At 69.0% G+C, this 18751-nt stretch carries 15 protein-coding genes and 6 pseudogenes; 10 read left to right on the top strand and 11 right to left on the bottom strand.

All coding sequences use genetic code 11. The features are described from left to right. Positions 1 to 62 precede the first annotated feature (62 nt). Entirely contained in the window at positions 63 to 1196 is a 1134-nt protein-coding gene (locus tag OG386_RS43750) for a substrate-binding domain-containing protein (RefSeq protein ID WP_328792853.1), read from the top strand. A 197-nt stretch (positions 1197 to 1393) separates the two neighbouring features. Here the strand turns inward: OG386_RS43750 and OG386_RS43745 are convergent, their stop codons facing one another. From OG386_RS43745 to OG386_RS43730, 4 genes and pseudogenes are all read right to left on the bottom strand, one after another. Next, positions 1394 to 1729, bottom strand: a complete 336-nt coding sequence (locus tag OG386_RS43745; protein WP_328792852.1) for a hypothetical protein — start codon at positions 1727 to 1729, stop codon at positions 1394 to 1396. A 144-nt stretch (positions 1730 to 1873) separates the two neighbouring features. Further along, a complete protein-coding gene (locus tag OG386_RS43740; protein ID WP_328792851.1) occupies positions 1874 to 2008 on the bottom strand; it encodes a hypothetical protein in 135 nt (44 codons plus the stop codon). A 111-nt stretch (positions 2009 to 2119) separates the two neighbouring features. After that, positions 2120 to 2458, bottom strand: a complete 339-nt coding sequence (locus OG386_RS43735; RefSeq protein ID WP_202203329.1) for a MerR family transcriptional regulator — start codon at positions 2456 to 2458, stop codon at positions 2120 to 2122. A 902-nt stretch (positions 2459 to 3360) separates the two neighbouring features. Beyond that, a pseudogene (locus OG386_RS43730) lies at positions 3361 to 3678 on the bottom strand (DUF2267 domain-containing protein); the annotation flags it as partial. A gap of 103 nt (positions 3679 to 3781) precedes the next feature. Here OG386_RS43730 and OG386_RS43725 point away from each other — a divergent pair. Further along, positions 3782 to 4735 (top strand): IS481 family transposase, encoded by a 954-nt coding sequence (locus OG386_RS43725; protein WP_328792850.1) that lies wholly within the window; start codon positions 3782 to 3784, stop codon positions 4733 to 4735. 192 nt (positions 4736 to 4927) lie between these two features. Here OG386_RS43725 and OG386_RS43715 read toward each other — a convergent pair whose 3' ends face one another. Continuing rightward, the gene (locus OG386_RS43715; RefSeq protein ID WP_328792849.1) at positions 4928 to 5323 is read right to left on the bottom strand and encodes a DUF2267 domain-containing protein; all 396 of its coding nucleotides are present in this window, start codon (positions 5321 to 5323) and stop codon (positions 4928 to 4930) included. 110 nt (positions 5324 to 5433) lie between these two features. Next, positions 5434 to 5868, bottom strand: coding sequence for an Hsp20/alpha crystallin family protein (locus OG386_RS43710; RefSeq protein ID WP_328792848.1), 435 nt, complete (start codon positions 5866 to 5868; stop codon positions 5434 to 5436). Positions 5869 to 5997: 129 nt separating this feature from the next. Here OG386_RS43710 and OG386_RS43705 point away from each other — a divergent pair, with 129 nt between their 5' ends. Continuing rightward, positions 5998 to 6666, top strand: a complete 669-nt coding sequence (locus OG386_RS43705) for an HSP18 transcriptional regulator (RefSeq protein ID WP_328792847.1) — start codon at positions 5998 to 6000, stop codon at positions 6664 to 6666. Positions 6667 to 6674: 8 nt separating this feature from the next. On the opposite strand, the pseudogene OG386_RS43700 reads toward OG386_RS43705, so the two are convergent. Then, a pseudogene (locus OG386_RS43700) lies at positions 6675 to 7567 on the bottom strand (NAD(P)/FAD-dependent oxidoreductase); the annotation flags it as partial. Positions 7568 to 7609: 42 nt separating this feature from the next. Then, a complete protein-coding gene (locus OG386_RS43695; protein ID WP_328792846.1) occupies positions 7610 to 8029 on the bottom strand; it encodes an arsenate reductase ArsC in 420 nt (139 codons plus the stop codon). Positions 8030 to 8058: 29 nt separating this feature from the next. Here OG386_RS43695 and OG386_RS43685 point away from each other — a divergent pair, with 29 nt between their 5' ends. The 3 genes from OG386_RS43685 (at position 8059) to OG386_RS43675 (ending at position 11333) form a co-directional block, all read left to right on the top strand. Beyond that, the gene (locus OG386_RS43685; protein WP_405785943.1) at positions 8059 to 9090 is read left to right on the top strand and encodes an MFS transporter; all 1032 of its coding nucleotides are present in this window, start codon (positions 8059 to 8061) and stop codon (positions 9088 to 9090) included. A 345-nt stretch (positions 9091 to 9435) separates the two neighbouring features. After that, positions 9436 to 10131 carry a VC0807 family protein gene (locus OG386_RS43680; RefSeq protein ID WP_328792845.1) on the top strand — a complete coding sequence of 232 codons (696 nt, stop codon included), beginning with the start codon at positions 9436 to 9438 and terminating at the stop codon, positions 10129 to 10131. After that, a complete protein-coding gene (locus tag OG386_RS43675) occupies positions 10128 to 11333 on the top strand; it encodes an aromatic ring-hydroxylating oxygenase subunit alpha (protein WP_328792844.1) in 1206 nt (401 codons plus the stop codon). The genes OG386_RS43680 and OG386_RS43675 overlap by 4 nt, the downstream gene beginning before the upstream one ends. Positions 11334 to 11945: 612 nt before the next feature. Here the strand turns inward: OG386_RS43675 and OG386_RS43670 are convergent. Next, a pseudogene (locus OG386_RS43670) lies at positions 11946 to 12150 on the bottom strand (HNH endonuclease); the annotation flags it as partial. Between the two features lie 129 nt (positions 12151 to 12279). Continuing rightward, the gene (locus OG386_RS43665; protein ID WP_328792843.1) at positions 12280 to 12822 is read right to left on the bottom strand and encodes a hypothetical protein; all 543 of its coding nucleotides are present in this window, start codon (positions 12820 to 12822) and stop codon (positions 12280 to 12282) included. 1164 nt (positions 12823 to 13986) lie between these two features. Here OG386_RS43665 and OG386_RS43660 point away from each other — a divergent pair. The 4 genes and pseudogenes from OG386_RS43660 to OG386_RS43645 form a co-directional block, all read left to right on the top strand. Then, positions 13987 to 14367 (top strand): annotated as a pseudogene (locus OG386_RS43660) (S1 family peptidase); the annotation flags it as partial. A gap of 274 nt (positions 14368 to 14641) precedes the next feature. Continuing rightward, a complete protein-coding gene (locus OG386_RS43655; protein WP_328792842.1) occupies positions 14642 to 15901 on the top strand; it encodes a family 16 glycosylhydrolase in 1260 nt (419 codons plus the stop codon). A gap of 132 nt (positions 15902 to 16033) precedes the next feature. Then, positions 16034 to 17671 carry a beta-1,3-glucanase family protein gene (locus OG386_RS43650; protein ID WP_328792841.1) on the top strand — a complete coding sequence of 546 codons (1638 nt, stop codon included), beginning with the start codon at positions 16034 to 16036 and terminating at the stop codon, positions 17669 to 17671. Between the two features lie 55 nt (positions 17672 to 17726). Continuing rightward, a pseudogene (locus tag OG386_RS43645) lies at positions 17727 to 18086 on the top strand (transposase); the annotation flags it as partial. 259 nt (positions 18087 to 18345) lie between these two features. Here OG386_RS43645 and OG386_RS43640 read toward each other — a convergent pair. Continuing rightward, positions 18346 to 18447 (bottom strand): annotated as a pseudogene (locus OG386_RS43640) (MerR family transcriptional regulator); the annotation flags it as partial. Positions 18448 to 18751: the final 304 nt, after the last annotated feature.

Below are 18751 nucleotides of genomic sequence, written 5' to 3'. Positions count from 1 at the left end.
CCGCCTTGATCCCCACCCCGGAACGGATCTCGTGCGCTGCCCCCGCAAGAAGGACATCGCCCATGCACACCGTCTGTAAGACACCCCTCGCGGCGGCCGCGGCCCTCCTCACTCTCGCCACCGTCACGACCGGCTGCGATCAAGGCTCCAACGCCACAGGACCGTCGAAGGCCGGCTGCCCGGCCACCCTCGTACGGGCCAACGGCAACGTCGAACAGGCCATGAACAGCCCCAGTTCCTGGAACGGCCCTACAACCGGTCCCAAAGCCGCCTCACACAGAACCATCGCCTTCGTCGCACAGGCCATGACCAACCCCGGGGTGTCGGGCGTTGCACGGGGCGTGAAAGAAGCTGCGAAGGTCATCGGCTGGGACGTGAGGGTCATCGATGGTCAGGGCACGCCGGCCGGGATCCAGGCCGCATTCAGCCAGGCGATCAACCTCAAGCCCGCGGGCATCGTCATCAGCGGCTTCGACCCCGCGGTGACCTCTCGGCAAATGGCGCAGGCCCATGCCCGGCACATCCCGCTCATCGGGTGGCACGCAGTTCCTGCTCCAGGGCCGAGCGAGCATCCCAGGCTCTTCACCAACATCACGACCAAGGTCGAGGACGTCGCGACCATCAGCGCTGACTGGATCATCGCGCGCTCCGACGGCAAGGCCGGAGCCGTCATCTTCACCGACGCCTCGGTGCCCTTCGCAAGGAACAAATCCGAACTGATCCGGAGGGAACTCGCCACCTGCTCCGGCGTGAGTCTCCTTTCATACGAGAACATCCCCATCACGGACTCGGCCAGCCGCGTCCCCCAGGCGGTCTCCTCCCTGCTGGCTCGCTTCCGGAACAACTGGACCTACTCCGTCGCCATCAACGACCTTTACTTCGCAGACGCCGCCCCCGCTCTGCAGGCGGGGCAAAGGGAAGGCGACGGCCCGCCCTTCAACATCGGCGCAGGCGACGGCGACCCCTCCGCTTTCCAGCGCATCAACCACCAGCACTACCAAGCCGCCACCGTGCCAGAGCCGCTCTCCCAACAGGGCTGGCAGATCATCGACGAATTCAACCGCGCGTTCGCCGACAAACCAGCCAGCCAATATGTCGCACCCGTTCACCTCTCCACCGCCCTGAACAGCAAAGACGCCACATCCTGGGATCCGGCGGGCTATCGGGAGGCGTACGGAAAGATCTGGGGCAGGTGACATCATCCCGCTCCCAGCCCACAGCGGCACAAGGCCCGACTTCCTGGTCGTGGACGTCCCCGCCAGCGATGAACATGCATTCTGCGCCCTTCGATTCGAGACGCCGGCCGTCCGGCCACCTCGACGCCCGGGTCGGGCGCGCACAAGCAGTCGAGCCATCGCACACCCCACGTCAACAGGAAGCTGACGCAGGGGGGTCAGCTTCCGAGGGAGGGGCCGGAGCGGCCCCGGGTCGGCGACTGGTACTGGTACTCGCTCTGTGCGCGCCGGGCGTTCTCGCGGGCCTGCGCGGCGGTCTGCTGCCGGGCCTGCTTGGTGTACGCGGCGCGCTGCTGCGTCTCGGTGGCGTGCTGGGTGGGAGCCTCGATCGCCATGTGCGAGCGCAGTGTCTGTTCCTCCTGCAGCTTGCCCACCGCCGTGGTGTGCTTCTGAGCGACGCCACGGAACTCTGCCGCCTGGCGCTCGGCGAGGCCGACCTTCCTCTCGACGACGCTGTTGGCGGGCCGCTCGATCTCCGAAAGCCGGTCACGCATCGCGGCGAGCCGGGTCTGCAACTCTGCGACGTCGGACGGGCCCTGCCTGCGGGAGCCCTGCTCCTCGAACAGGGCGACCGTCTCCGGATTGCGGATCGCGGCCCACGCCTCGCGCCCGGCGTCCTCGGCGGCCCGCCCGGCCCGCTACAGCTCCCGGTACGCCTCGGTCTCCTTCTTGTCGTACTCGGCCGCGATCTCCAGCGTCTCCTTGCGACTGGTGTCGGCCAGCCCTTGCTTCGCCTCGACAACCCGGCGCAGGATCTCCTGGGCATGCCGCACGGACTCGCGCGCCTGGTGCTCGTTGTGGCGCTCCGTCGCGGCGAGGGCGGCGAGCTCGTCGGCCCGGTCCCCCCGCCGGTACCCGGCAGGCCTTCAGCTTCCCCGACTCAGTCAGGTCGCAGCCGTCGGATTCGCTGATTCGGCGGCGCGGCGGTACTCGGCGTTGATGCGCTGGGCTTCTTCGAGTTGGTCTTCGAGGATGACGATGCGGCAGGCGGCCTCGATGGGAGTGCCCTGGTCGACGAGCTCCCGGGCCCGGGCTGCGATCCGCAGCTGGTATCGGGAGTAGCGGCGGTGGCCGCCCGCCGAGCGGAGCGGGGTGATCAGGCGGGCTTCGCCGATGGCGCGGAGGAAGCCCTGGGTGGTGCCGAGCATCTCGGCGGCCCGGCCCATGGTGTAGGCGGGGTAGTCGTCGTCGTCGAGACGGCCGAACGAGTCGTCTGCTGTCATGGAACCTCTCTTGTGGAACGCGTGGAGGGGCCCTGGTGCCAATGGCACCAGGGCCCCGAAGGAACTGTTACACCATCTGCCGGCCCTGATACTGCGCCAGCCTTCTGTTTCCGCATACCCGACCGATACGCAGTCGGGGGCGCGGGGATCGCGGTTGCTTGACCGGAGACCACCTCGCTATCGATGTCCTGCGGTACCCGGACTCAAGACTTCTGCCCGGGCGATCCTGATGGCGCCCAATCCCTCCGTTCTACCCTCGGTGATCAACTACTTACCAAACGGGAACTGCGTACTGCTGTCACTGCCAACTGCTTGTACCGCTGGTGGCCTCTCACAGCGCCACTTCGGCAGCCAGCCCCGTCGCCCGTCCTGCGTCTGCTCTGGCTTAGAACCCCACTGCCGAACCTCCCGGTGCGCGCGCCCGCAGCCGACGCCTTCACCGAGGTGCTGCTACTCACTTCACTGCTGGGTGATTCTGACTGCACTTTCCGGTACTGCCACTGCGGTACTACTCGCGGCGGCCCCTGATCACTGCGGGCCACCCGGTCCGGTCGTCAGTCCCGTCGCCGACCTGCAACAACCCTGGCTTCGGAACTCCACCACCGCACCGTCCAACGAACTGCAACTACCTGTGCTGCGGATACTGCTGCCCGGCAGTTCGTCTCTGCCAGGCCCTGCGGTCTCTCTGGGTTACGAGAGAAACCATAACCACGTCACCACCCAATGTCTACTCTGGCCAACATAGATTTCTGTGTGTTCGACGGTGAGGTAATCGGCTTCGAACGGTGCCGGGCCGGGATGCACCGGTCGGCGTCCTCAGCGCACAGCGTCGCCGCCCCAGGCGCCGCGGCTGCGGCAGATCTGGCCGCCTCCCCGAGGGTTCCGGCCGCCAGGACCTGGGGTCAGGCGGCGGGCTGGGGCTGGCGCAGTTCTGCCTGGCCGAAGAGGAGGGCGTAGCCGCCGGGGAGCTGGCGCAGGATGCGGGCGAGGAGGTCGGGTCCTGCGAGGCGGGTGACGACGGCGAGGACGGCGCCGGTGTCCCAGCGGACGGTGGCGGGGGTGGCGCCGGTGCGTGCGGCGAGGTCTTTGACGAATCCCCAGCCGCTGAGGTGTTCGTTGGTGGGGATCTGGGCGGTCAGGGTGAGGGCGGCCTCGACGGGCAGGCACTGGGCGAGGTCGACGCGTTCGTCGCCGGTGAGCTGGCGGCCGAGGGCGGCTAGGTGTATTGATCACGAGCGTTGTTGACACTCGGCAGGTCTTGAACATGGCGAAGACCTCCGGTGTGGTGGGAGCTGTCTAGGAACTCACCGTACGGAGGTCTTCGTGTCCCACCGTAATGCCCGGCTGACCGTCTTCGGTAGGCGCCTGCTGGTCGAACGAGTCGTATCGGGCCGCCCGGTCGCCCACGTGGCCGCCGAGATGGGCATCTCGCGGGCCACCGCCCACAAATGGATGCGCCGGTGGCGGACGGAAGGCGAGGCCGGACTGCACGACCGATCCAGCCGGCCACGCACGACACCGCACCGGACTTCGGCCGCCATCGAGGCGAGGGTCTGTAACCTGCGCCGGACCCGCAAACTGGGGCCCGCCCGCATCGGCCCGGTCCTGGGACTGCCCGCCTCGACCGTCCACCGCATTCTGACCCGGCATGGTCTGCACCGCCTGGCCTGGATCGACCGCCCGACCGGCACCCCGATCCGCCGCTACGAACGCGAGCGACCCGGCGAACTCATCCACGTCGACGTGAAGAAGCTCGGCCGGATCCCCGACGGCGGCGGCCACCGTGTCCTGGGCCGCGACGCGGGCCGACCCATCCGCGGCATGGGCTTCGACTACGTCCACTCCGCGGTCGACGACCACTCCCGCCTGGCCTACAGCGAGATCCACCCGGACGAGAAAGTCGCGACGTGCGCAGGCTTCCTCACACGCGCCGCCGCGTTCTTCCACACCCAGGGCATCACCCGCATCGAACGCGTTCTCACCGACAACGCGTGGGCCTACCGCAAAGGCCTGGCCTGGAAGGCCGTCCTGGCCGACCTCGGCGCTGCCGGAAGGCTCACCCGTGCCTACCGGCCTCAGACCAACGGCAAGGTCGAACGTTTCAACCGCACCCTCCTCGACGAGTGGGCCTACCTACGGCCCTACACCTCGAACGACGAGCGGACCGCGGCCCTGGCAGACTTCCTCCACACCTACAACCATCACCGCTGCCACACCGCACTCGACGGCAAGCCACCCATCAGCCGCGTGAACAACCCTGCGGGTCAATACAGCTAGGACGTTGTGGACGGCTTTCTCGGCGCGTTCACGGGTGGGGTAGGCGCCTTCGTAGCGCACGCGTTCCAGCATCTGGTCGAACGTCATGGCGGGGGTGGCCCGGTTCGGTCGAGGCTGGTCGTACATGGCTGCGGTTGCCTTTCTCTGCGAAGGATCCGGCCGGTGGAGGTCTGGGGGCAGGCGGGTCGACAGTCAGGTGGGCTGGGGGTGGCCGAAGAGGAGGTCGTAGCCGGGCGGGAGCTGCAGGAGGACCTCGCGGGTCAGGACGTCACCCGCGGCGGCGGCCGTGGTGGACAGGACCGCGCCGATGTCCCACAGTGCGGTCGTCTCGGTGGCGCCCTCGATCCAGGCCGCGGTCGCACGCACGAATCGCTCCGGCGAGAGCGGCTCTGCTGCCTGCAGCGGGTTCAGGAGGATCAGGGCGTACGTTTCGGGGAGGCGGGCGGCGAGCTCGGACCGTACGGTGCCGACCAGGTGTGCGCCCAGCAGGGCCAGGACGACGCGGGCAATGCGATCGGCGTCTTCCAGGGTCTCGTACTCGCCGCGTTCCTGGACGTGGGCCAGGAACGACTCCCTGCGCATCGACATCACGTCACCTCCGAGAAAGGGGTGAAGGGGTCCAAGGGGGTGCGGAGGGCGGGGTGCCGGAGGGGGAATGGGCTCTTCCCGCCCTCCGCTGCCGGCTGGTGCGGGAGGGTTCAGCCGGTGATCTGCTTGCGGCCCGCTTCGCCGCCGATGCTGATCTTGCGGGGCTTGGCGCGTTCGGCGATCGGAATGCGCAGGGTCAGGACACCCGCGTCGTAATCGGCCTGGATGCGCTCGGTGTCGAGGGTGTCGGCCAGCATGACCTGCCGGGAGAAGACACCGAGGGGCCGCTCGGAGAGCTCCATCTGCACGCCGTCGGACTTCTCTGCGGGCCGGCGCTCGGCCTTTACCGTCAGCATGTTCCGCTCGACGTCGATGTCGATCGCCTCGGTGCTCACTCCGGGGAGGTCGAAGGCGATCACGTACACGTCGCCCTGCCGGTAGGCGTCCATCGGCATCACGGACGGCTTCGACCACGTACCCGACGTGCCCGACAGCTGCTGAACGATCCGGTCCATCTCGCGGAACGGGTCAGTGCGCATCAACATTGCGAAACACCTCCAGTTGGTTCAGGCAGAAACTGCCAATGCGCTTCAACGTGCTCCCGTTGTAACATGTCATCGAAACGATGACAAGCAGGGAGTCATCTGGAGGATGACAGAGCGACGGAGAGCCCCATGAACGAACCCGCCCCGCCGACCACACCCGTTCCCTTCCCTGCCGCCGCGGCAGCGTTGGAGGCCATCAACCGGTCCGTAAAGAAGGCGCAGCAATCCTCCGCGGGAACACCGACGACGACAGCACCACTCGCGGCCGACTCCGGCCCGCACCCGGCCCTGGCCGCACTGCTGATGCTGCGCGAGGTCCGCGAGGAACTCGCCGGCTGGGAAAGCGGGCTGATCGAAACCGCCCGCGGCGAGGGTGCCAGCTGGGCCGAGCTCGCCGGACCCCTCGGGGTCGCCAGCCGCCAGGCCGCCGAACGCCGCTACCTGCGCCTGCGCCCCGGCACCGCCGGGAGCACCGGCGAAGAACGTGTCCAGGCCACCCGCGACACCCGCGCCGCCGACCGCACCGTGACCGCCTGGGCCCGCGACAACGCTGCTGACCTCCGCCGCCTCGCCGGCCAGATCACCGCCCTCACCAACCTGCCCGCCAGTGCCAAAGACGCGGTCAGCGACCTGAACCTGGCCCTCGCAGACAACGATGCCGCCCGCCTCGTGCGCCCCCTGACCGCCACCCGAACCCACCTGCGGCCCCAGAACGCCGACCTCGCCGAACGCATCGACGCCCTGACCCGGCACACCGACCAGCTCCGCCAGGACACCCACGACCAGCGAAGCATGTGATCCGTCACGAGGTAGCGCTCGGCGTCGAGGGCCGCTGCGCAGCCGGAGCCGGCTGCGGTGATGGCTTGGCGGTAGGTGTGGTCGACGACGTCGCCGGCGGCGAAGACGCCGGGGATTTCGGGCGGGTCGAGGGCGAGGCGACCTTGATGTAGCCCTCGTCGTCGAGGTCGACCTGTCCGGTGAACAGCTCGGTGTGCGGGTCGTGTCCGATGGCGATGAACAGGCCGACGTCGAGGTCGCGGAGCTTGCCGGTGAAGGTGTCGCGCAGTACGACGCCAGAGAGCATGCCGTTCGTTTCCTTGATCTCGGCGATTTCACTGTCGAAGGCGAAGGAGATCTTGTCGTCGGTGAACGTCCGGTTCTGCATGACCTTGGAGGCGCGCAGGGTGGAGCGGCGGTGGACGATGGTGACCGAGCGGGCGAAGCGGGTGAGGTAGGTGGCCTCTTCCATGGCGGTGTCGCCGCCGCCGACCACGACGATGTCGCGGTCGCGGAAGAAGAACCCGTCGCAGGTGGCGCACCAGACACCCTGCGGCCGGAGGGCTCGCCCTCGTTGGGGAGGCCGAGCTTGCGGTAGCCGGAGCCGGTCGCGATGGTCACGGACTTGGCGCGGTGGACGGTGCTTTCGGAGTCGGTGACTTCCTTGCTGTCGCTGGTGAGGTTCATGGAGACGATGTCGTCGTCGATCATCTCGGCGCCGAACTTCTCGGCCTGGGTCCGCATGTTGACCATGAGGTCGGGCCGGTCGATCCCGTCGGGGAAGCCGGGGAAGTTCTCGACCTCTATGGTCGTGGTGAGGGAGCCGCCTACGAGGATGGAGCTGCCGAAGAGTAAGGGCTTGAGCCGGGCGCGGGCGGTGTAGCGGGCGGCCGTGTATCCGGTGGGGCCGGCCTATGACGATGACGTTGGCACATCGTCGGTCGGGGTCGTCTCGTCAGGTGCCTCAGGTCTTCGGCTTGGCGTCGATCTCGACGATGAGTTCCTCGATGAGGGCCTTGATCTCATCGCGGATGGGGCGGACGGCCTCGACGCCCTGGCCGGCCGGGTCTTCGAGCTGCCAGTCGAGGTAGGTCTTGCCGGGGAAGTACGGGCAGGCGTCGCCGCAGCCCATGGTGATGATGTAGTCGGATGCCTGGGTGGCCTCGGGGGTGAGGACCTTGGGCTTCTGGTCGGAAATGTCGATGCCCAGCTCGGCCATGGCGGCGACGGCGGAGGGGGTGATCTGCTCGCCGGGCCCGGAACCGGCGGAGCGGACTTCGATGCGGTCGCCGGCGAGGTGGCGCAGGAACCCGGCCGCCATCTGGGAGCGGCCCGCGTTGTGGATGCAGACGAACAGGACGGAGGCGGCAGGAGCGGAGGACATCTGTTCTTCCTTGGGGTGAGACGACTGCGATGGGGATCTGTAGGGCTTTGGCTCTAGGGGGCGAGCTGGGTGAGCAGCTCGGCGATGCGGGCGTCGATGTCGTCGCGGATGTCGCGGACGACGGCGATCGGCGCTCTGTCGGGGTCGGCGACGGGCCAGTCGAGGTAGCGGCGGCCGGGCATGGCGGGGGCTTCGCCGGATGGTTGCTCGCCGGAGCGGCTATGGCCGCCATCCTCTACCAACCTGCCTTCGCCGCCCTCACCCGCTGGTGGGCCCCCGGCCACATCCGCGCCCTCACGATCGTCACTCTCGCCGGCGGACTCGCCTCCACCGTCTTCGCACCCCTGACCGCGATACTCGCCGACCACATGTCCTGGCGCGCCACTTACGTGGTCCTCGCCGTGCTGACCGTCCCGGCCCACGCGATCGCGCTGAAAGCCCCGTGGCCCCCGGCCCCGCCGAGCCCGCCGCACGTCACCAGCGGCCACGAAGGCGTGGTGCGCAGCCGGGCGTTCCGGATGCTGGCCGTCACCTTCACCCTGTCCGCGTTCGCGATGTACGCCGTCGTCATCGGCCTCGTCCCCCTCCTCCTCGATCGCGGCTACCCCACCACCCAGGCCGCATGGGCCCTCGGACTCGGCCGCACCCTGTATGCGACCCTCGCCCGCCACCTCGGCGTCACCGCCCGCACCGTCACCCTGATCGCCCTCGGCGCCCTCACCACCGCAGCCCTCGCCAACGCGGCCGGCCCCTACGCCCTGCTCGTCGCCGTATCCGTCCTCGCAGGCGTGATCCGCGGCAACCTCACCCTCCTCCAGGCCACCGCCGTCACCGACCGCTGGGGCACCACTCACTACGGCCGACTCTCCGGCCTCCTCGGCGCACCCGCGCACGCAGCCGCAGCCCTCGCCCCCTTCGCCGGCGCAGTCCTGGCCGGACCCCTCGGCGGATACCCCGCACTGTTCGCGCTGCTCGCCGCCCTCTGGGCCGCAGCCGCCCTCACCGCACTCGGGGCACGCACGCAACCGGCGGAAGGAGCGACTCACCCGAACCGGCGATAGCACCGCACCAGTTGCACCAACTACGGTGAGAAACCCGCGCATCGAGCTGCACAAACGCTCCGTCCGCTGCCTCGCGCCACAGCCACAGCCACAGCCACAGCCGCAGCCGCAGCCGCAGCCGCAGAGAATCCGCTGTGCCAGGCATGCCGCACCCAGCTCCTGAAGTCGCAGCAGGAGCCGAACCACTCCGGAGCCTGACCTCACGGAGCCTTCCGGCCGAACCCGCATCGCCCCGCCACAAGCACATGGGGGTGAATCAGAATAGAACGGTACATCCAAGGATGTACGCACATATCGCCCATTATGTCGATTCGGTGATCTTGGTCGGTCCCTACGGTTCTTCGTATGGCATCACTGAACGGCCGGACCGGAGCACACAAGATCCCGACGTGGCGGGCAGCGGCCACTTCGATGCTGGTCGCCGTGGTTCTCCCGCTGGCCGTGTTCTACGTTCTGCGGGCACAGGGGATCAGCCAATGGCTGGCACTGACGCTCAGCGGGGCGGTCCCCGCAGTCCACATGACTGTCCGGGCCGCCACGCAGCGTCATGTGAACAGCTTCGAGGCGTTCATGATCGGCATGCTGGCGGTACGCATTGTGACGTCGCTGCTCACCGGCAGTCCACGGGTCATCCTCGTCAAGGACGCCGGACTCGGGACGGCTGCCGGGCTCTGGATACTGGGCTCGCTTCTCGTGGCGAAGCCCTTCGCCTTCCAGGCCGGCCAGTCCTGGCACGCGCCCACCAGCGCAGCCGCCCGGGAAGCAGCCTGGGACGCCTCGCCCGCGCTGCGCAGCGGACTGACCCGGCTGACTGTGCTGTGGGGCTGCGCGCAACTCCTGGACGGCGCTGCCGGAATGCTCCTCGCCCTGCTCATGCCGGTGGAAACGGTTCCAGCGCTCAACCGGGCCAAGGGACTGGCGCTGCTGAGCGCTGTCCTCCTCGCCACCGTCTCCTACAGCCGCCGCTACCGGCGCCAGCACGCCCTGTCCCTCTTCGGTTCGACACCCCTGATCACCAGAAAGGAAGGCCGATCACCATGACCGTCCACCACACCACGGCCAAGCAGCCCGCCAACCCCGCATCCGCCCCCGGGGCCCTGAGTGAGACGCTCGCGGAACTTCGGCGTCTGGCCACGCTCCCACTCGAACGCGGCCAGACACTGCCACCCCACGCGTACACCTCCCCCGAGATGTACGAATGGGAGGTCGAGCGGATCTTCCGGCGCGAGTGGCTCTGCGTGGCACGAACCGAGGACATTCCACAGCCGGGAAGCTATCTGCGGCTGGACATCCTCGGCACACCACTGGTGATCACGCGGGATAAGGAGGGCGAGCTCCATGCCCTGTCCCGGGTGTGCCGCCACCGGTTCATGGACCTCCTGCCACCGGAGAACACGCCCGAGCGCGGCTGCCTGGAACGGCTAACGTGCCCGTACCACACCTGGACCTACCGGCTGAACGGCCACTATGCGGGACGGCTCGCCGGTGCTCCGTTGATGCAGCGCGTCGACTTCGACCGGGCCAGCTGCCGGCTCCCGGCCCACCGCGTCGAGGTCTGGAACGGCTTCGTCATGCTCAACCTCGACCCCGACGCTGCACCGGCAGCACCCGCATTGCGCGGGCTGGACCTGCGCCTGAGCAGCCACGGCATCGCTGACTGGGTCAGTGTCCACACCCAGACCTGGGAAGGCGTACCCGCCAACTGGAAAGTGGCGGTGGAGAACGGTTCGGAGAACTACCACCACATGGGCACGCATGCGGCGACCCTGGATCCGGTACTGCCGGGACGAAACACGGAAGTCGACGAATGCGACGGCCGGTGGTTCACCATGTTCACGCCGCTCTCCGACCCCGAGCAGGGCGGCACCGGCCTCGGGAGGCCTTCTTCTCACCGTCGGGAATCGCAGCCGGGAATGCTCATTGCCGGCATCTTCCCGCAGTTCGTCCTGGCGGTCCTGCCCAACAGCGCGGTCGGCATCCGCTGGCTGCCCACCGGTCCCACCACCCACAACACACAGATCACGGCCATGGTCCCACCCGGAGCGCAGAGCACTCCCGGTTTCGCGGAGGCGCTGGCCGCCATGCGCGCCCAGATCGCGCAGATCCAGGAAGAGGATCTCGTGGCCGTCCGCGGCGTCCAGCGCGGCCTGGCCTCACACCCGGCGCCGTCCAACGGCCGGTTCTCCCATCTGGAGCGCCCGTTGTGGCAATTCCAGCGCTACCTTGCAGAGCGACTCTTGTGACTGCCGTCAGGCATCGACGTCAGAGGTTGAGAATCAAGCTCACCAGGCGGTATCAGCCGTGCCAGGGGGATGCGCTCGCGCGCCCCGGCACGACGGCGTGCACCGTGTGCCATGCCACCAAGGCGCTGCTGCCGATCCTCGCCCACGGCCAGGACGACGTGCCCGCCCCCGGCGACTGACCACGGGTCAGACGGTCGCGGCGCTGCGTCGGATGCTGAAACGACCCGATGGCAGGCTGGGCGTGCTGTGCGGGGTCGGCGGGGTGGGCAAGACCAGGATCACCTCCGCCCTCGCGGACATCGCCCGCGCCGAAGGCTTGCGCGTGTTCTGGGTGCGCTGGCGCGGTCAGGGCGAACTCGCCGAGCAGATGACCCGGATCGCCCTGGCCTGCGGGCTCACCGAGGAACGGCTGGAGGAGGCCCGGGCCGGGCGGGCCGGCCCGCCCGACGTGGTGTGGGAGCGGCTGGAGCGTGCCGGCCGGTGGCTGGTCGTGCTGGACAACGTTGATGACCCGGGTGTGGTGGGACCTGGTGGGGAGCCGGTGGCGTCCTATCGGGGGTGGGTGCGGCCCGGTGGCCGGGGCCTGCTGCTGGTCCTTCTCCGCCTCGTCGACCGCGAGGCCCCACCGGAGCTTCGTCGCGGTCCACTCGGCGCCGTACCGGCACAACGCATCCGCGGACGGCGGCAGCCACTCCGCCGGATCCTGGTCCGACTTCGACCGGTTCGACCTGGCCGTCACCGCGACCAGGGAAGCCGGCTGGCCCTGGTCGTTCGCGTAGGCCTCCCGCCGCGCCGCCGTCCACGCCGACGCCCCAGCTGGTGGGGAGCGTGATTCGAATCGCGCGGTATCCCTGTCTGGTCCCAGTGGTTGAGGGGTTCGAGCCGGCCTGCCTGTTGGTGCGGTTGTGAGCCTGCAGGAGCGCGAGTGTCCCGGTTTCGATGGGTGTCAGGGGCGAGTGTCGGCCTCGCTCGGCTTCATGTAGCCGTCAGGAGGACACCCCGCGTCCGGGTCCTCTGTAGGGCACATGCTGGGATCCTCTGCATCTCCGAAGTCCCCGTAGAGGTAGACCCAAACCGTGCACGTCGGATCCTCGGTGAAGGACAGCCGAAGATCATTGCCGTGTGTGGCGGTCTCGTCGGGGATGTTGAGGCCGTCGCCTTTGGGGCTGGCGTAGAAGGCCCATCGGCCGTTGGACAGCTTCTCGGGGTGGGCGCAGTCGGCCATCGCTTTGACCTTGTCGAATCCCGTTCCAGTGAAGGTGTGTTCCTTCGAGAAGGTCAGGGACGTCCCTGCTGGGCTGGTCCATGTCCCTACCAGCTGCTCCTGCGGAATGTCCGCCGCGTGGATGGCTGCGCCGTACCCGCAAGACGCTGTGAGAACTAGCCCAGTTACCGCAAGAACCATCGCCCGCCATCCGCGCATGTCCGCAGACCTCTCCCGAGAGATTGGATGTCCGGCCTGTGGCCGCACCTCGACATATTTGAACATGCTCAAAAAATGCGGCTTCCCTCGGGGTAGCCGCAAGCGACACCTCCCAAACCGGCCGCGTGGCGCGGCTTCGACCGGTGGTCAGTGCGGCGGGGCGGTCAGACGGGCTTCGAGGTAGGCGGTCCAGTCGGTGGAGGCGCCTCGTCGCCAGTGGGCGGCGGTGACGGGGTGGAGGCCGAGCATCGGCCCGAGGGCCGCTGGGGGCAGGTCCCGGGCCAGGGCGACGAGGGCGGTGGCGCGGGCGGGCCGATTGGGGATGTGGTGGGCGGCCAGACGGCGGCCGATGACGGTGGCGGAGAGATGCTGCCCGGGACGGCCTCCGGGGAACAGCCAGTCCTGGGAGGAGTTCGCCGCCCAGTTGGTCGGCGCCGGCATGTCCCTAAGGTCGGCCAACAGGCTGGCCAAGGACGCGGGCAGGGGGATGGGGGTGAGATCGAGGATCAGGAAGGTGTCCTCGCAGACGGTGCTTACGGCGTGGGTGGTCAGGGCGGCGATCCGGGTCAGGTGCTGGCTAAATAGCAGGAGCATGGCCCCGGTTCCGCGTACGTCGAGGGGCAGGTCGGTGTCGGTAAGGCACTGGTGGAGAAGTTCCCAGTGGGAGTCCTCGTCCAGGCTGACCGGGTCCCTTTGGGGCCAGTGGGCGACGTCGAGGGTGCGGGCGTGGCCGCGGCGGGTAGCCCAGACGATGAAGTCCCGAACCGTGAAGCGTGTGCCCGGGTTGATCGCGAGCCAGGTGTCGACATCCTGCTGGGTCACCTCCCACAGGAGCCGCCCGTGCGCGGCCATCGCGGTCAGGAACTCGGCGGCCCTGTTGATCCGGGAGTAGGCCGCGCGGACCCGGCCGAGGAACCCGCCGCCGCGCAGCCGCTCGTGGCGTCGGGCGCGCGGCAGCAGTGACCAGCGCACGTAGGAGCGGAGCAGAAGGGCGTGCTCGGGGTACCGGGCGGCGACCCGGTCAAGGTGGCGTTCGATCCGGGCGGATAGCTCGTCCTGCTCCGGCAGCACCTGGTAGGTGACGAGAAGGCCGCGCAGGTAGTCGACGGTTCGCTGGGCGGCCCGGCCGTCTCCCGCCGTGGCGTCAAGGTCGAGGTGGGTGAGCGGCCGGCCCCCACCCCCATCACCATCGGCTGACACCCACCAGGAACCGAGCGCGAAGCCCCCGCCGTACGGGCGTTCGTCGACCGGGCCCGGGCGGGCGGCCCCGTCACCGTCGCCGAGACGGCGCAGGCGGGCCGTACGTACGCCGCGGGCACCGTCGGCGGCGACCCGTCCTCCACCGGCAACGTCCGCTGTTCGATCGGCTTCTCCGTGTACGGCGGCTTCGTGACGGCTGGGCACTGCGGGCAGGCGGGGGCCGCCGTGCGCGGCTGGGACGGGTCCGCGATGGGCACCTTCCAAGGATCCTCGTTCCCCGGCAACGACTACGCGTACGTCGGCATCCACAGCGGCTGGTGGACCGTACCGGTGGTGCTCGGCTGGGACACCATCCCGGACCAGCTGGTACGCGGCGCCGCCGAGGCACCCGTGGGCGCCTCGATCTGCCGGCCGACGATCACGTGACGCTCCGTTTCACACCTCTCTGCATCAAGCCAGCCTTAAGAGATCGTTAAGCCGAAGGCCACAAGAGAAAACCGCAGCTCAGAGGCGTGCGAGGAGTGGCACCTGACGTTGCCATGACGGTTACCCCTCCGTAATACTCGCTGTCTCGGGTGACATTGCATCACGTGTGGGAGCGCTCTCATACCCCTCCCGTCACTCTTCACGGCTCGCCCGGCTTGGCCCCTCTCCTCCTCCCCCACCCAGACAAGGAACCATGCCCATGGCTGCTGCTCATCGCGCACGTCGCCGCTCTCTCGGCGGCGTGGCGCTCCTCGTGGCCACCGCCCTGGTCGCGGTGGCGCTCATGTCCTTCACCCGTTCGGTCGCCCCGCACGCCGGCGCCGCAGTTGTCGCGCAGACCTGGTCCGACGAGTTCGACGGTGCGCCTGGCCGCGTTCCTGACGCCACCAAGTGGACGCTTGAGACCGGCGGTTCGGGCTTCGGCAACCACGAGCTGCAGTACTACACCAACAGCACCTCGAACGCCGCGCTCGACGGCCAGGGCAACCTCGTCATCACCGCGCGGAAGAACACCGACGCCAGCCTCGGCTGCTGGTACGGCCAGTGCCAATACACCTCGGCCCGGCTGAACACCGCCAAAACCTTCACCCAGGCGTACGGCCGCTTCGAAGCCCGCATCAAAATCGCGCGCGGCCAGGGCATCTGGCCCGCCTTCTGGATGCTCGGCAACGACCTCGGCAGCGTGGGCTGGCCCAACAGCGGCGAGATCGACATCATGGAGAACATCGGCCGCGAACCCAACACCGTGCACGGTACGGTGCACGGCCCCGGCTACTCCGGAGCGGGCGGCCTCGGCGCCGCGAACCACCTGCCTGGCGGCCGCGCCTTCGCCGACGACTTCCACGTGTTTGCCGTCGACTGGAGCCCGAACTCGCTCGTCTGGTCGGTGGACGGCACCACGTACAAGACCCTCACGCCGGCCGACACCGGTGGCAACAAGTGGGTCTTCGACCACCCGTTCTTCGTCGTCCTCAACCTGGCGGTCGGTGGGGACTGGCCCGGCAGCCCGGACGCCTCCACGGCCTTCCCACAGACGATGACCGTCGACTATGTCCGCGCCTCCTCCGCCAGCGCCCCCGCCGCACGCCCGATCCGTGGGATCGGCGGCATGTGCGTCGACGTCGCCGGCGGCTCCACCGCCGACCGCACCCCCATCCAGCTGCACGACTGCACCGGCAGCGCGGCCCAGAAGTGGACCATCGGGGGCGACGGCACCGTCCGCGCCCTCGGCAAGTGCCTAGACGTCGCGGGCGGCTCCACCGCCGACGGCGCCGTCGTCCAGCTCTACACCTGCAACGGCACCAACGCCCAAAAGTGGACGTACACCGCCGCCCGTGACCTCACCAACACCGGTGCGGGCAAGTGCCTGGATGCCAAGGGCAACTCCTCTGCCGACGGCACCCGGTTGCAGACCTGGACCTGCGCCGACGCTGCCAACCAGAAGTGGACGGTCGGCTGACCCACCAGCCCCGCCGCCCTCCCTTCCCCCGTCCTTGCGTCCGACCGCTCCCCCGCCTGACCTCACGAAGAACGGATCCCTACCGTGACGGCTCGCCACCAACGAACTATGCCCCGTAGGAAACTCCTCGCCGTGACAGCGGGCCTGGCCTTGGCCGTGCCCGCCGCGGCAGCCTGGCTCGAAATGAGCGCCAACGCGTCCACCACCGCCACGCTCCCCCTGGACCTGCTGAACACCACCGGCAACAACACGGTGTACGCCTATGTACTCGGCCGCGACCCCGCGGCCGGCGGCGCCTGGGCCTTCATCCAGGCCAACGGCTCCAGCCTGTACCACCCGCCAGCTCCGGCCAACGATCAGACCCCGCTCGGGGTCGACTGTGCCATCCCGCTCAACGCGTCCGGCGCCGAAGCGCGGAGGGTGACGCTGCCGCGCCTGGACAGCGGCCGTATCTACTTCTCCGTCGGCACGAAGCTCACCTTCCTGGTGAACCGCGGCGGCGGCCTGGCCCTGCCGTCGGTGAGCAACCCTACCGACCCCAACACGAACGTTGCTCACGACTTCTGCGAATTCACCTTCAACAGCGATCAGTTGTACGCCAACATCACGTTCGTCGACATGGTCTCGCTGCCGATCGCCTTCGAACTGGAGACCGGGCAGGGCACCCAGACGGTGCGCGGGCTGCCCGCCGACGGACTGTCCCGGGTCGCCGCCGCGCTGCGGGCCCAGTCCGCCGCCGACAGCAGCGACTGGAGCCGGCTGATCGTCACCGCGGGCGGCCGCGACTTGCGCGTACTCAGCCCCAATCTGGCAATCCGCGGCAACAGCGCCTTGTTCCGCGGTTACTTCGACGGCTACGTAAACGAGGTGTGGAACAAGTACCGCTCCACTGACCTGCGCATCGACACCCAGTTCACCTGGGGAACCGTCACCGGCCGGGTGAACGGCGACGTCCTCGCCTTCCCCGGAGTCGGCAGCTTCGCCAAGCCGTCCACCCTTTCGATCTTCTCCTGCAGCGACGCGCCCTTCACCACGGGCAACGACCTGATGGGCAATCTCAGCGCACGGCTCGCCGCCGCCTTCAACCGCACCACCCTGCTGGACAACCCCCACCAGCCGACAGCCGAGAAGCCCGCCGCCTTCTACACCCGGCCGCGCACCAACCACTACGCCCGCATCCTGCACAACGCCACCCCCGACCATCTCGGGTACGCCTTCCCGTATGACGACGTTCACCCGGCCGGAGTCGACTTCGAGGGCAAGGTGCAATCCGGCACCCCCGGCCGCTGGACCATCACGGTCGGCGGTGTGGCCGGCGGCGGCACACCAACCCCCACGCCGACCGCCACCGCCCCGGGCCGCGGGGTCAGCGCCTTCACCACCATCCAGGCCGAGGCGTTCAACGCCCAGTCCGGAGCACAGGTCGAGGCCTGCTCCGACGGCGGCGGATCCGACGTCGGCCATCTGTCCAACGGCGACTGGCTCAAGTTCTCGGCCGTCGCATTCGGCTCCACCGGCGCCACCCGCTTCGACGCCCGCGTCGCTTCCGGGGCCGCCGGCGGAGTCAGCGGCCTGGTCCAGGTCCGCCTCGACAGCCCCACAGCCACCCCGGTCGGCGGCTTCGCCGTCGCCAACACCGGCGGCTGGCAGGCCTGGCGCACCGTCCCCGCCGACATCCGCCGCACCACCGGAACCCACGACGTCTATCTGACCTTCGAGAGCGGCCAGTCCTCCGACTTCGTCAACGTCAACTGGTTCTCCTTCGCCTAGTAGTGCTTTGTTACTGGGCCTTGTCACGTAGGGTGTTCGGTAGTTCGCTGGTTGTATGAGGGCTGGGGAGCTTGCTGCGATGCGGGGCCGGTTGGAGGAGTTCGCCTCCGAAGTGTTCGCGCCGTTGGTGCGGCGGGGCCGGCTGGAGGCGGGCCAGTTGTATCTGCGGGGCCTGCTGTTGGACGGCCGACGCAAGTCGATGCAGCCGATGGCCGAGCGCCTCGGGGTGGACCATCAGCGGTTGCAGCAGTTCATGACGTCCTCGACCTGGCCGGTCGAGGACGTGCGGGCTCGGCTGGCATGGCGGGCGGTGCGGGCGGTGCGGCCCGAGGTGTGGGTGGTGGACGACACCGGTTTCCCCAAAGACGGCACCGCATCACCCAGGGTGTCCCGGCAGTACTCGGGCACGTTGGGCCCGCCGCGCTGGTCGCAGACACCGGTTACGGCGCGAACGCCGATTTCCGCCACGGCCTGGAGGACCGGGGTCTGGCCTACGTGCTGCAGGCTCACCGGACGGGGCGAGGTACACCGTCGGCCCGAAACGCCTCGGCATCACACGGAAGTCCATGCCGTCCCACCTCGCCGCGATCGGCCGGCTTGATGCGTGCCCGCCCGAATGCGGGCACCAGACGGCCCGAACCGATGGTCGCGCCGCTCGGGAGCCGTCCGCAAGCCGAGGCCGAGGGGTTCACCGAACCGGCGGCACGGCGATACTCGGCGTTGATCCGCTGAGCTTCTTCCAACTGGCCCTCGAGGATGACGATGCGGCGGCCAGCCCCGTCGCCCGACCTGCATCTGCTCTGGCTTAAAGGTCCGCGAGCGAACACATTTGCCGGTGAGCGGCAACCCGCGCGTGCCTCCCGGTCGGTGTATCCGCTTCCGGCACGGCGGCCGGGTGTCCACCGGCCCGCACGCATGTGTTCGACCGAACGGGCTACCGAAGGGCGCGCCGCCAAGAGACGCGCGGGGACCGTGGTGATCATCCGTGTTGCGGGCCCGTCGTAGAGCCCGCGGTCTTGTCGGCATTGCATCTTCGGGCCGCGGCTGCGATCGCTGACCGCTCTTCCTCTGCGGCCGGCG

It is taken from the genome of Streptomyces sp. NBC_00273 (genome assembly GCF_036178145.1).
Lineage (GTDB): Bacteria > Actinomycetota > Actinomycetes > Streptomycetales > Streptomycetaceae > Streptomyces.
The sequence above is the reverse complement of the archived record's forward strand: the minus strand, read 5'-3'. Positions and strand labels throughout refer to the sequence as shown.